Below are 12,613 nucleotides of genomic sequence, written 5' to 3' on the forward strand. Positions count from 1 at the left end.
CCCAAAAATCCGCATCAAAATCAAAAAAACGACCTACAAGCGCGATGGCTCCCCGGGTGGTGAAATATCCGGGCTAGACCCTCCCAACCGCCAGAACGCCGTTTCGCAGGCCCAATACCCCAGCATCAGGCGCCCTATCGCGCCGACCAGGACCTGCTCCCGCCCTCAAGTTCATGAAGCAGAATGAGCACCCCATGCCCCTTTCGATCATCCTCACCAACGACGATGGCTTTGACGCCCCCGGTCTTCAATCCCTTGCCGCCGCATTGGAGCCCCAGTTCGGCGAGCGGCTCTATATCGTCGCGCCGGATCGATGCTATTCAGGCGGGAGCCAGCAGGTCACCATGTCAACCCCCATCCAGGTGGAAAACCGCGGCCCCCGGCGATGGGCTGTTGGTGGCTCCCCCGCCGATTGCGCGCGTATCGCCCTCACCTGCCTGGCACCGGATTGCTCCATTTTGGTCTCCGGGATCAATCAGGGTGGCAACCTGGGTCACGATATCTTTCTCTCGGGCACCGTGGGCGCCGCGAGAGAAGCCGCGCTCCTTGGCGCCAGCGCCATCGCGGTCTCCCATTACCTGCGCCCCGGAATCGCCCTGGATTGGCCGCGCGCCGCCCGCTGGTCAGCGGCGGTCCTGAAGGAAATCATGGCCGGACCGCTGGCGGGTCAAGAGCTCTGGAACATCAACCTCCCCCACCACGAGCCCGGCGAATTACCCATGCCGCCCGTGGTGAAGTGCATCCCCTGCCCCAAACCGCTGCCCATCGCCTACACGGTTGTGGATGGGGTCTACCACTACGATGGACACCGCTACCACGAACGCGCTTGTGACCCCGGCACCGATGTGGCGGCTTGCTTCGGCGGTTCCATCGCCCTGTCACGCCTGGACGCGCTACCCCGCTGAAATCCTGCCCGCATCAGGGTTACGCTTTCAGGACCCGCCAAGGCGCTCGCAATACCAGGCCACAGTCCGCGACAGCCCTTCCGCGAAGGGTACGGTGACGCGGTAACCCAGGGACTGTTGCGCACGTTCAATGCTCGCCACCGACGTGTGAACATCGCCCACCCGCGCCGCCTCGAATACCGGGGACAGGTCCACCCCCATCTGCTTTCGGATTGCTTCGAATAGCGACAGCACCGTGACGGGTGCGCCGCAGGCGATATTGTATATCTCGCCGCGGGCGGGTATGGCCGCCACCGCCGCGAGCAGGTTGGCCTGAACGTTGTTTTCCACAAAGGTAAAATCCCGGGCCTGCGATCCGTCCCCGTGGATCACCGGGGCCTCGCCCCGGTGCAGCGCCCGGATGAAATTGGGGATGACGGCGCTGTAGGGCGAATCGGGATCTTGACACGGCCCGAAGACGTTGAAGTAACGCAGGGTAACCGTTTCCATGCCGTAACAGGTGGCGAAAGCCTGAAGATAATATTCGCAGGCCACCTTCGCGGCCGCGTAGGGCGACAGGGGGTGAGGCGCCAGCTCTTCCGATTTGAAGACCACCGGCTGATTGCCATAGGCCGAACTGGAGCCGGCAAGCACAAATCGCTTCACGTGCGCGTCCCGCGCGGCCACCAGCAGATTCACGGTGGCGGTGACATTGGCCTCGTGACATAGAAGCGGATTGGCCACCGACCGGGGCACCGAGGGAACCGCCGCCTGGTGGAGCACGTAGTCCATGTCCCTAACCGCCGCCTGGCAAACATCGATCTCGCAAAGATCGCCTTCAATGAAATCGACACGCTCCCCCCAGTACGCCATGTTTTCGCGACGGCCGGTAACGAGATTGTCCACCACGCGGACGGCGTCGCCCCGGGCGACCAACGCCCCTACAAGATTGGAGCCGATAAAGCCCGCCCCCCCGGTCACCAGATAATTTGCCATCGTCTGTAGTCAGCCCTCTTCCGTGCCATGGATTGTTGCCGGGCATCCGGGTGGGTCCGCCAGCAGGCCTGAGGAGGTTACGGTATTGCCGGGTGATGCTTCAACTTTGCGCCCTCCCCACACCCAGCGCCGATCACCCCGCGCATCGATCCATTGCGCCCCGGCACCGCGATCCAGTATGCTGCCGCTCGGGGCGGCTTCGAGCGATGAACGGCGAAGCAAATCAATGTGACAAGAAGGTCTACTTCATGGAAGCTCCCGTGTTTGATTGCCCATCCGGCTTCCGCACCGCGACGGGCATTCTGGAAATCTAGCGCCACCATGGTCTTCAGCTCCCACCTGTTCCTCTTCTACTTCCTTCCCGCCGCGCTGCTCCTCTACTACGGGCTCCCGAAGTGGACGCGCCATTTTTTCCTGACTGTCATGAGCTATATCTTCTACGGCTGGGCCAATCCGTCCTTCGTGTTCCTCATGCTGCTATCGACGCTCATCGACTACTGCTGCGGACTCCTCCTCGGGCGAGATCCCATTGAGCCGGGCGGACCGAGGACGCGACGGCAGTTGGCGGCCCTGCTGGTCTCCGTGACCAGCAATTTATCCCTCCTGGCTTTCTTCAAGTATTTCAATTTCGGCGTGGACAGCTACAATCAGCTCATCGCGGCTATGGGCTGGGAAAGCGCGCAATGGGATACGCTCCTGCGCATCACGCTGCCGCTGGGCATCAGTTTCTATACATTTCAGTCCATGAGCTATGCCATTGACGTGTACCGCGGCGAAGCGAAACCGGTGCGCAACTTCATCACCTTCGCCTGCTACGTTTCCATGTATCCCCAGCTCGTCGCGGGCCCCATCGTGCGTTTCCGTGAGGTGGCCCTCCAACTGGAAACCCGTACCCACACGCTGGAAAAGTTCGGGCGGGGCACGGCCTTCTTCGCACTCGGCCTGGCAAAGAAAGTCATCCTGGCCAATCCCTGCGGCAACATCGCCGATCAGGTCTTCGACGCCGGGAGCCGAAGCGCGCTCGACGCCTGGTACGGGCTCGCCGCCTATTCCTTCCAGATCTATTTCGACTTCAGCGCCTATTCCGACATGGCCATCGCCCTCGGGCTCATGCTGGGCTTTGTGTTTCCCAAGAACTTCGACTCGCCCTACCGCGCCCGCTCCATCACGGAATTCTGGCGCCGCTGGCACATTTCCCTCTCCACCTTTCTCCGCGACTACCTCTATATCGCCCTCGGCGGCAACCGACGCGGCACCGCACGCACCTACGCCAATCTCATGCTCGTCATGCTGATCGGCGGTCTCTGGCACGGCGCATCCTGGAACTTCGTCGTCTGGGGCGGCATCCACGGTGGAATGCTGGCGGCCGAGCGCGCGCTCGGAAACCGGAGCCCCCTGCGGCGCCTTCCCGCGGGCGTCGGTATGGCCATTACCTTTGCCATTGCCTCCCTCGCCTGGGTTTTCTTTCGCGCCGCAACCCTGCCGGAGGCGCTGGTCTACCTCGCTAATCTGTCGGGACCAGGCACCGTGCAGCCGGGGGCGGCCCTGCTATCGGGAATTGTTTATCAGCCTTATTACCTGATCAGCATGGCCCTGGCCGCGGGCATCACCTGGTCCGCGCCCCAAACCTGGGACTTCACCCGCCACCTCACCTGGCCCAAGACGCTGTGGTGCGCCGTGCTGCTGTTGGTGTCCGTAGCCCTGCTGATGACGCAGAGTTACAATCCGTTTATTTACTTTATCTTTTGACCCTCCAGAGAGCTTTACTTGAAGAATGGGTCGTATGGGTCGTATGGGTCTTATGGGTCAGTATGAATACTGAAATCCCATACGACCCATACGACACATAAGACCCATAAGACACATAAGACCCATAAGACCCATAAGACCCATACGACCCATAGGGCGCACCATGAAAGCCATCGACCGGGAAAAGCAAGCAGAAGAAGAAATCGGCCACACCACCTTCAGCCGTGGCGTGCCGCTTTTCCTGTCCACGTTGCTCATAGCACTCATCTTCGGCGTTTTCACACTGGAACGTCTCCAGTCCGACAGCGTCCCTCTTGTGGACGATCTGCTCCATCTCGCGCCGTCCGCCCATGACATTTCCGATACCGTAGCCCGTGAGGGCGTGCGCAAGAGCTTCTTCTCGCTGAACCGCGCCCTCCTCGGCAACATGGAGCGCCTCGCTTCGGATCTGGAGCGCAGCTCACCCTTGCGCAAGACCCTTCTCGCTCCCATGAATCGCTACCTCACCGGCTACCTCGGCGCGCAGAACGCCGACGTGCTCCGGGGGCGGGACGGCTGGCTCTTTTATGGCCCTGCCGTGGCCCATTTGACCGGGCCCGGCTTTCTCAGCACCGACCTCACGGAGCGGGGCGATCCGGTGGAGGTGTTGACCGCGTTTCATGAACAACTTGCGGCGCGCGGCATCAAGCTCGTGGTAGCACCCCTTCCGGTGAAGGCGAGCATTCACCCGGAGCACTTGTCCGGCGGCGCCCCCGCCGACAGGGCCATCCAAAGCGCTTCCCACGAAGCCTTTCTCGCCGCCCTGGACGCACGGGGCGTGCTGGCCTGCGATGTCAGTGAAGCCCTGATCCGGGCAAAGGCAAAGGGCCCCGTCTATCTCGCCCGGGACAGTCACTGGACCCCGGAGGGCATGCACGCGGCTGCGGAGTCTCTTCAGGCTTTTCTACGCGAGCGCGTGCCGGAGCTTCCTCAAGGCGACATGGCCTATCGGGCGGGGACGCCCCAAAGCATCGAACACGCGGGCGACCTCGCGGTCATGCTGGCGCCGGAGGACGCGGCCCGCTATGGCATGAACGAGAGCATCCGGCATCAGGCCGTGGAAGGTCCCGATGGCGCGCCCTGGGCGCCGGATCCCTCGAGCAAGGTGCTGCTGCTCGGCGACAGCTTTGCCAACGTATTCGAACTCGAAGGGATGGGCTGGGGCGCCCACGGCGGGCTGGCCGCCTGGCTGAGCCTTCTACTGCGGCAGCCGCTGGACGCGATTACCCAGAATGGCGACGGGGCCCACGCCACCCGGCAGCGACTCATTCAGGCGCTCCAACGGGGCGAGGATCGACTTGCGGGCAAAGAGGTTGTGGTGTTTGTCTTTGCGGCCCGCGAATTGTCCCTCGGCGATTGGAAGCCGGAACTGGCGTTGCCCGCCGAGGTGCGGTGAATTGGACGGACCCGTCAACGCCCGTGTATCCCGCCGCGTAGTTTAATGTGTACAACGGCGTCCGGGCACCGCAGCGCCCCGATGCCGTTCTCGCAGCATGCCAATCATCGCGGCCGCCGTGGTATTCTGGCGTCCCTGAAATCCACCCCGTCGCGGATCGCCCGCGACAATCAGGTCGCCCTCGTGTAAGGAAAAACGGAGCTTTGGAGAAAAAGGGTTCTATGGATATAAGTACAAGACCGGCAGTCTCGCTTTTGCCTTTGCGCGCCGCGACGGCGATTGTTCTTCTTGTCGCCCTCGCCGTTGCGCCTGCGCCGCGGGCTCAAGAGAGTGTGACCGTACAGGGTCCGGTGGTCGTAGAGAAAATAGAACTGCCCCGGGTGACCACGACCGGCAAGGCCACCGTCTACACCCCACCCACCCATGTGCAATTCTGGATTCACCGGACGATCACGGCGGAGAAGCTGAGTCTGGCCATGGATGAAGGGATGAAAGTGGATCCATCGGTGCGCGAAGCGATTGCCCTCCAGGAACTGCACCCCACCACGATTGAGACCGGCATGCCGACCATCCTTTCCCTGCCGGATAACACGGTGCGCGTGTCCACGGAACTTCAATTCTCCATGAGCCCCTACTCCATGGGCGAGAATTCCTCGGTAAAGTTAGGCGAACTGTGCGAGCAGATCCGGGCGATTGCCGCCGGACTCGGCGGCGAGCTGTCGGGCCCCCACTTCCTCACGACGGACAAGGCGGCGGTCACCCAGGACGCGGTACAGGAAGCGGCGAAGGATGCTTACCCCGCCGCGGTCGGCGCCGCCGCCGCACTGAACGTGGGGGTGCGCGCGGTCGACGTGGTGGATGTGGGCACAATTACCTGGAATGCGCCGCCGGATACGGAAACCACCTTCCCCACGGTCGGCCAGATCGCCTGCACGGCGGAAGTACGGGTGACCTATTCCCTTGAATAGACCGGGAGCGAAAGGCAACGGACCCGGACGGCTTACATCTTTCGGATCAGGCCGTTGTCCCGCTTGAGCACCATACAGAACCCTTTTTCGGGCGAGAAGGTCAGGCCGCCCTCGTGCATCTCGGCCACCTGGCGGGCCGCATAGAGCCCGAGTCCCACGTGCTCCCCATCGGGCCAGTATGTGGTCATGGGGAGAAATGCGGACTCCATGTGCTCCGGGGCAAGTCCGGGACCGGAATCCCAGATCTGAAACTCCACCCCGTCTTCGGTGGCCAGCACGGAGATGCGTACGCGCCGATCGGGCAGGTCGGCCACGGCGTCCTGGGCGTTCATGAGCAGATAGATGAGGGCCACCTTGACCCGGGCCAGATCCAGCGGCATCGCCGCCAGCTCCGGATCATAGACCTTTTCCACCGCAATCTGCTTCATCTTCAACTCATAGTCGCGAAGCGTGAGCACGTCGTCCATCAGGCGATCGGGAGCGACCAGATTGATGTCCATACGGTCGCGCCGCGCGATGGAGGTGAGGGAGGAGATGAGCTGGCTGCACTTGGTGATTCCGTCAACGATCTGGCCAAGCATGCGATTGGTGTCGGGGCTGATCCGTTCGTCAAAGGAGGCGAGCTCGGCATAGGCCATGGCGGCCCCGAGAAGGTTGTTGATATCGTGCGTCACCCCGTTGACGCACTTGCCCACCTGCGCGTAGCGGTGCAGTTGCACCAGGCGCGCCTTGCACTGTTCCGAGTCCGGGTCGAATGAATCCAAAATCCGCCAGCCTTTCTTTCGAATCGCCAACTACCGCTCGACTCTTGGCAAGAGTATATGTACGAACCCATGATACACCCAGGCCGGTGTATTCAGGTAGCGCAAGCGCCGGACACGCTGTCCGGCGCTTGCGGCGAATGCTTACTTGGACTTCATGTTGTCCGCGACGGCCTTGGCGAATTCGCTGCACTTCAGCAGGGTCGCCCCTTCCATCAGTCGCGCAAAATCATAGGTTACGGTCTTGTTCTGGAAAGTCCGGGTCAGCGCGTCGATGAGCGAATCCGCCACTTCCTGCCAGCCCATGTATTCGAACATCATGACGCCGGAAAGCACCACGCTGCTCGGATTGACCTTGTCCAGGTTGGCGTACTTCGGCGCCGTGCCGTGGGTCGCCTCGAAAACCGCCACGCCCGTGTCGTAGTTTATATTCGCGCCGGGCGCGATTCCAATACCGCCCACCTGAGCGGCCAGCGCGTCGCTGATGTAGTCGCCGTTGAGATTCATCGTGGCCACCACATCGAACTCCTTCGGACGGGTCAAAATCTGCTGCAGAAAGATATCCGCGATGGAGTCCTTGACCAGAATCTTGCCGTCGGCCTGGCCGTGGCAATCGTCCCAGGCCACCGCCACGTCGGCGAATTCTTCACGCACCACTTCGTAGCCCCAGCGGCGGAATGCGCCCTCGGTGTACTTCATGATGTTGCCCTTGTGCACGAGCGTCACCGTCTTGGAGCCATGCTTCACGGCGTGGCGCAGCGCGGCGCGCACCAAACGTTTCGTGCCGAATTCACTGACGGGCTTCAGACCCAGCCCGGAACCGTGGCGGATCTCCCAGCCGAATTCGGCCTTGCAGAAATCGGCCAGCTTCTGGGCCTCGGGCGAGCCCGACTTGAGCTCCAGGCCGGAATATACATCTTCCGTATTCTCGCGGAAAATGATCATATTCACGTTTTCCGGCGCGAGAACCGGACTCGGGACGCTGTCGAAGTGGCGGACGGGCCGCACGCAGGCGAAGAGATCGAGCGCCTGGCGCAGGCTCACGTTCAAGCTGCGGAAACCGCCGCCCACCGGGGTGGTCAGCGGCCCCTTGATGGCGATCTCGTATTCGCGGATCGCGTCCAGGGTCTCTTCGGGGAAGTAAGAACCCGTAACCTGATTGGCCTTCTCGCCCGCGTAGATTTCCATCCAGGCGATCTCGCGGCTGCCGCCGTAGCAATGCTTCACGGCCTCGTCGAAAAGATAGCGGGAGGCCTTCCAGATGTCGGGGCCCGTACCGTCGCCTTCGATAAAACCGACGATCGGGCGGTCCGGTGTCTGAAGCTCGCCGTTCTTAATGTGAATCTTCTCGCCGTCCGGCACCACGATGTGCTTATAGGTGGCCATGTGTTCTCCTCAATACTCGTTTGTTCTTCAACCCGGCGGAAGGCGATTTACGCCCCGGCTCCCGGCAGGGACACCAGGCGCACGCTGATGACATTGGGAATGCTCCGGACCGCGTCCAGGACCGTATCCGATACGGCCTCGTCCAGATTGAGCACGGTCAACGCCCGCGCGCCGCGGGCCTCGCGGCCCAGCGATAGATTGGCAATGTTGATGCCCGCCTCGCCCAGGGTCAGGCAGACCCGGCCGATAACCTGAGGCACGTCGTTGTTGATGCAGATGACCATATGCCCTTCGGGTTTGGCGTCCACGCGCATTCCGTCGATGCTGCAGATCCGCGGATCCGTTCCGTCAAAGAGCGTGCCCGTGATGGTATGAGACCCGGCGTCGGTCACCACGGTGACACCGATCTCGAAGGCATAATCGGAGCCCGCGGGGCAGCGCTTTTCGCTGCACGCAATGCCGTGCTCTTTGAGGCGATGGGGCGCGCTGATCGCGTTTACGTCTTCGATCGAGGGGCTGAGGTAGCCCGCCAGGATGGCCGCGGTGATCGGATAGAGATCGCCGGCGCCCATCTCGCCGCTGTAGGTGATTTCGATGGCGGAAGGACGGCCCTCGCTGAAGGCCGCCTGGAAGCGACCCAGATTCTCGGCCAGGCCCAGCAGCGGCATGAGCGCCTTGCGCGTTTCGCTGTCCAGACTGGGCACGTTGACCGCGTTCACGATGGCGCCCGTGGTCAGGTAGTCGGCGATCTGCTCGGCCACTTCAACCGCCACGGTAAGCTGGGCCTCATCGGTGGAGGCCGCGAGATGGGGCGTCATCACGATATTGTCCAGGCCGATGAAGGGATTCTCCGGCAGGGGCTCGGTGGTATAGACGTCGAGCGCCGCGCCCGCGATCACGTTGTCGCGCAGGGCCTGGGCCAGTTCTTCTTCGTTCACCAGCCCGCCGCGCGCGCAATTGACGATGCGGCAGTTGGGCTTCATCCGCTTGAAGTGTTCGGTGCGGAAAAGATTGTCGGTCTTGTCGGTCTTGGGCGCGTGCAGGGTAATGAAATCGGAGCGCTCCACGAGCTCGTCGATGGACACGAGTTCGACGCCAAGGCCGTCGGCTTTGAGCTGCGTCATGATGGGATCGAAGGCGATAACCTTCATGTCGAAGGCCTGGGCGCGGCGCGCCACGGCGCCGCCGATACGGCCCAGCCCGACGATGCCCAGGGTCTTGCCGAACAACTCGGTGCCCATGAAGTTCTTGCGGTCCCAGCGACCGGCCTGCATGGAAGCGTTGGCCAGAGGCACGTTGCGGCACAGCGCAAAGAGCAGGGCAAAGGTGTGCTCGCAGGTGGAAATCGTGTTGCCGCCGGGCGTGTTCATCACCACGATACCGCGCTTGGTGGCGGCGTCTTTGTCGATGTTGTCCGTACCCACGCCGGCCCGACCGATAATCTTCAGCTTGCCGGAATTGGCCAGGGCCTCTTCGTTTACTTTCGTGGCGCTCCGCACAACCAATCCATCGTACTCGCCGATGATGGCGGCCAGCTCGGCGGGAGATTGGGGGGGCTTTACATCCACGTCAATGCCCCGGGCCCGAAACACGTCGACCCCTTGCTCACTGAGACCATCTAGAACCAATACTCGGGCCATTCAATCTATCTCCATGGAAAGCACGATGTGGCGAAGGCGTAACCCGACTCCGGGAACTTAACGCCCATTCGATCATGCATATTGCGAAACTTGTACCTAATTTCTTCTTGCGTGGCGCTGGGAGGGGCGAGGGCCGTTGTGGAGTTGAAACCACCATCGGAATCAACGGCACCGCAACGCGGGGTCGCACGTCAGGCCGGGGCTATTCGGCACTGGAACCGCCCGGGGTGTCTGCACCCTGGCACCAGACCGGCAGTTCCTGCCCTCGGAGTGACTTCACGGAACCGAAAGGATAGCAACCAAGGGCGCAAATTGTCAAACATCTCTTGGGCAAATCACCCCTGTGCGCGAAACGTTCTCTCGCCGCTTTTCGCGCTGGAACTTATTTGTTTTCAGCATCTTGCTGGTCGAAGGCGGGGCCGGAAGCCTGTACCTGCCAGATCCCAATCACCGATTTCCCCACGCGAAAGGCCAAGGCGGGGTCAAGGATGCGCGACAGCGGAACCAGCCACCGATCCCAGAAACGAATCTGCCCCAATACGGGTGCGGGCGAACGGAGCAGCAGCCGATTGGCGAGCGAGGCCAGCACGCCAGCCGAGTCCAGGTAGTAGAACCGACCCGGCGGGATATCCGGCGGCGCGACGGCGGCAAGACTCCTGCAAGTATAGCGTCGATAGTGCCCCACCGCTTCGTCAAAGGGCGAGAAAAGCCCGGGGTGCGCCGGCGCGAGGACAATCAAGTGGCCGCCGGGCCGCAGCAGCCCCCAGGCGCGGGCCAACTCGGCGGCATCTTCTTTAATGTGCTCCAGTACGTCGATATAGAGCACCGTGTCGAATTGGACTTCAGGGGCCAGGTCTTCCACGGTGCCGGTCACCACTTCGACCGTTCGGGCGGGCCCGTCCAGTACCGGAGAGGCCTGAATTCGAGCGGCAAGCGCCGGATCCGGCTCCAGGCACACCCAGCGGCCCGCCATTCCGCCACGCAACAAGGCGGTATTGGACCCCGTCCCCGCCCCTACTTCGAGGACATCCGCTCCAAGACAGGGGCGAACCTTGGAAGTCCAGTAGGACTTCCAATTTGTCGCATGGACGAAGAGATCGAGCTCATCGCCAGGGTAGGTATAAGGCGTCATGGCAGTGGGGAATGGATGATTGAGAATTGACAGTGGAGAGCGAACCGTTTTCAATTGTCCATTGTACGTTGTCCATTGTCAATTGCTTGGGGCCAGGCCCTTAGCGCCAGCACAATCACCGCCTCCAATTCTTCACGGCTCGCTCCGCTGCTGGCCTGTACCGCCATCCCCCGGACCACGGTGGCGATATAGCGCGCCAAGTCCGCAGGGCTGACATCGGGAGGCAGGTCCCCTTCAGCTTGAGCCCGCTCGAAGCGTTCGCGAATGGCGCATTCTCCGGCGGCACGAAACTCCACCAGCGCCTTGCGGATGGTCTCAGCATCCTCGCCCGTGGCGAGCGCCGCATGCACGGCCAGGCAGCCGCCGGGATTCTGGGGACAAGTCCCCAGTTCTGCAGCACCCCGGAGTATTGCCTCCGCACAGGCCCGTGCCGTGGGCGCCGCAAGCGCCGCAACCACATAGGCTGCGGGACCGTTTGCGTAGCGCTCCAGCACCAGCCGGAAAAGTTGTTCTTTGTTGCCGAAAGCCCCGTAGAGGCTGGGACGGTTGATGCCCATGGCGGTGGTCAGATCGTCCAGTGTCGCCCCTTCGTAGCCCTTCTCCCAGAAGACACGGAGGGCCGCGTCAAGGGCACGCTGGCAATCAAATTCACGGGGACGGGCCATAGTGGGAATACATGCTCCAAAAGTTTTGTACTCTGCAATACAGTATACCATGGTGGCCCCACCCACCTTCGCGCCGCGAGTTCCTTGACAGGTCAACTATTCTCGTGTAGAATTGTACCAAAGAGTACAAAATTACCACAACCACAGGAGCTACGCCATGAAAAAACTTGAAGGTAAGGTTGCCGTTGTCACGGGCGCATCCAAGGGCATCGGCGCGGAAATAGCCCGGCAACTCGCGGCTGAGGGCGCATCCGTCGTCGTCAACTATGCCTCCAGCAAGGAAGGCGCGGACCGCGTCGTCCAGACCATCGAGGCCGCTGGCGGCAGGGCCGTCGCCGTAAAGGCCGACGTGTCCAACCAGGTCGACATCGCGCAACTCCTTGCCGAGACAAAGACTGCTTTTGGCCGACTGGATATCCTCGTAAACAATGCGGGCATTTTCAAGTTCGCGCCCCTCGGCGATATCACGGCGGAGCATTTCCACGACCAGTTCAACCTCAACGTACTCGGCCTGCTCCTCACAACCCAGGAAGCAGTGAAGCATTTCGGCCCCGAAGGCGGATGCATCATCAACACCAGCTCGGTCGTCAGCACCTACGCGCCGCCCTTTGCCGCGGTCTACAGCGCGACCAAAGCAGCCGTTGATGCCATTACGAAATCCCTGGCCAAGGAACTTGGCCCGCGCAATATACGGGTGAACGCGATCAACCCGGGCATGGTGGAGACCGAAGGCACCCACACTGCCGGTATCACGGGCAGCGATCAGGAAACGGCCATGGCTGCCCAGACCCCCCTGGGGCGCACCGGCCAGCCCGATGACATCGCCCCCGCCGTAGTCTTCTTCGCATCGCAGGACGCCAAGTGGATCACAGGAGAGACGCTCTACATTTCAGGCGGATTTCGGTAGGATGAAGGATGAAGGCTGAAGGCTGAAGGCTGAAAATAGGTCTTATGGGTCCTATGAGTCGTATGGGTCAGTATGAGATCTCATGCGACC

Annotated in this window: 11 protein-coding genes; 5 read left to right on the forward strand and 6 right to left on the reverse strand. The window is 61.9% G+C overall.

Features of this window, described 5'->3' with window-relative positions; all coding sequences use genetic code 11:
• The first annotated feature begins 194 nt into the window (after positions 1-194).
• Entirely contained in the window at positions 195-905 is a 711-nt protein-coding gene (surE, locus tag JNK74_26395) for a 5'/3'-nucleotidase SurE (GenBank protein ID MBL7649721.1), read from the forward strand.
• Positions 906-932: 27 nt separating this feature from the next.
• Here surE and JNK74_26400 read toward each other — a convergent pair whose 3' ends face one another.
• On the reverse strand, positions 933-1,880 hold the full coding sequence (locus JNK74_26400) for an NAD-dependent epimerase/dehydratase family protein (GenBank protein MBL7649722.1): 948 nt from the start codon (positions 1,878-1,880) through the stop codon (positions 933-935).
• Positions 1,881-2,201: 321 nt separating this feature from the next.
• Between JNK74_26400 and JNK74_26405 the strand changes: the two genes are divergently transcribed.
• The 3 genes from JNK74_26405 (at position 2,202) to JNK74_26415 (ending at position 6,032) form a co-directional block, all read left to right on the forward strand.
• Positions 2,202-3,629: an MBOAT family protein gene (locus tag JNK74_26405; GenBank protein ID MBL7649723.1), complete on the forward strand. Its 1,428-nt coding sequence runs from the start codon at positions 2,202-2,204 to the stop codon at positions 3,627-3,629.
• A 163-nt stretch (positions 3,630-3,792) separates the two neighbouring features.
• Positions 3,793-5,064 (forward strand): hypothetical protein, encoded by a 1,272-nt coding sequence (locus JNK74_26410; protein MBL7649724.1) that lies wholly within the window; start codon positions 3,793-3,795, stop codon positions 5,062-5,064.
• Between the two features lie 332 nt (positions 5,065-5,396).
• The gene (locus JNK74_26415) at positions 5,397-6,032 is read left to right on the forward strand and encodes an SIMPL domain-containing protein (GenBank protein MBL7649725.1); all 636 of its coding nucleotides are present in this window, start codon (positions 5,397-5,399) and stop codon (positions 6,030-6,032) included.
• 32 nt (positions 6,033-6,064) lie between these two features.
• On the opposite strand, the gene JNK74_26420 is transcribed toward JNK74_26415, so the two are convergent.
• The 5 genes from JNK74_26420 to JNK74_26440 all read right to left on the reverse strand — a co-directional run bounded on the left by JNK74_26420 (position 6,065) and on the right by JNK74_26440 (position 11,616).
• Entirely contained in the window at positions 6,065-6,826 is a 762-nt protein-coding gene (locus JNK74_26420) for a hypothetical protein (protein ID MBL7649726.1), read from the reverse strand.
• A gap of 111 nt (positions 6,827-6,937) precedes the next feature.
• The gene (gene icd, locus JNK74_26425; protein MBL7649727.1) at positions 6,938-8,179 is read right to left on the reverse strand and encodes an NADP-dependent isocitrate dehydrogenase; all 1,242 of its coding nucleotides are present in this window, start codon (positions 8,177-8,179) and stop codon (positions 6,938-6,940) included.
• A 47-nt stretch (positions 8,180-8,226) separates the two neighbouring features.
• Positions 8,227-9,819: a phosphoglycerate dehydrogenase gene (locus tag JNK74_26430; protein MBL7649728.1), complete on the reverse strand. Its 1,593-nt coding sequence runs from the start codon at positions 9,817-9,819 to the stop codon at positions 8,227-8,229.
• 382 nt (positions 9,820-10,201) lie between these two features.
• Positions 10,202-10,951: a class I SAM-dependent methyltransferase gene (locus JNK74_26435; protein ID MBL7649729.1), complete on the reverse strand. Its 750-nt coding sequence runs from the start codon at positions 10,949-10,951 to the stop codon at positions 10,202-10,204.
• Between the two features lie 50 nt (positions 10,952-11,001).
• Positions 11,002-11,616 carry a TetR/AcrR family transcriptional regulator gene (locus tag JNK74_26440; GenBank protein ID MBL7649730.1) on the reverse strand — a complete coding sequence of 205 codons (615 nt, stop codon included), beginning with the start codon at positions 11,614-11,616 and terminating at the stop codon, positions 11,002-11,004.
• Positions 11,617-11,773: 157 nt separating this feature from the next.
• Between JNK74_26440 and JNK74_26445 the strand changes: the two genes are divergently transcribed.
• Positions 11,774-12,523 (forward strand): glucose 1-dehydrogenase, encoded by a 750-nt coding sequence (locus JNK74_26445; GenBank protein ID MBL7649731.1) that lies wholly within the window; start codon positions 11,774-11,776, stop codon positions 12,521-12,523.
• Positions 12,524-12,613: the final 90 nt, after the last annotated feature.

It is taken from the genome of Candidatus Hydrogenedentota bacterium (assembly GCA_016791475.1).
Lineage (GTDB): Bacteria > Hydrogenedentota > Hydrogenedentia > Hydrogenedentales > JAEUWI01 > JAEUWI01.

Coding starts and splice junctions, on each gene's coding strand:
- surE (MBL7649721.1), top strand. CDS start 195: ATGCCCCTTTCGATCATCCTCACCAACGACGATGGCTTTGACGCCCCC.
- JNK74_26400 (MBL7649722.1), bottom strand. CDS start 1,880: ATGGCAAATTATCTGGTGACCGGGGGGGCGGGCTTTATCGGCTCCAAT.
- JNK74_26405 (MBL7649723.1), top strand. CDS start 2,202: ATGGTCTTCAGCTCCCACCTGTTCCTCTTCTACTTCCTTCCCGCCGCG.
- JNK74_26410 (MBL7649724.1), top strand. CDS start 3,793: ATGAAAGCCATCGACCGGGAAAAGCAAGCAGAAGAAGAAATCGGCCAC.
- icd (MBL7649727.1), bottom strand. CDS start 8,179: ATGGCCACCTATAAGCACATCGTGGTGCCGGACGGCGAGAAGATTCAC.
- JNK74_26430 (MBL7649728.1), bottom strand. CDS start 9,819: ATGGCCCGAGTATTGGTTCTAGATGGTCTCAGTGAGCAAGGGGTCGAC.
- JNK74_26435 (MBL7649729.1), bottom strand. CDS start 10,951: ATGACGCCTTATACCTACCCTGGCGATGAGCTCGATCTCTTCGTCCAT.
- JNK74_26440 (MBL7649730.1), bottom strand. CDS start 11,616: ATGGCCCGTCCCCGTGAATTTGATTGCCAGCGTGCCCTTGACGCGGCC.
- JNK74_26445 (MBL7649731.1), top strand. CDS start 11,774: ATGAAAAAACTTGAAGGTAAGGTTGCCGTTGTCACGGGCGCATCCAAG.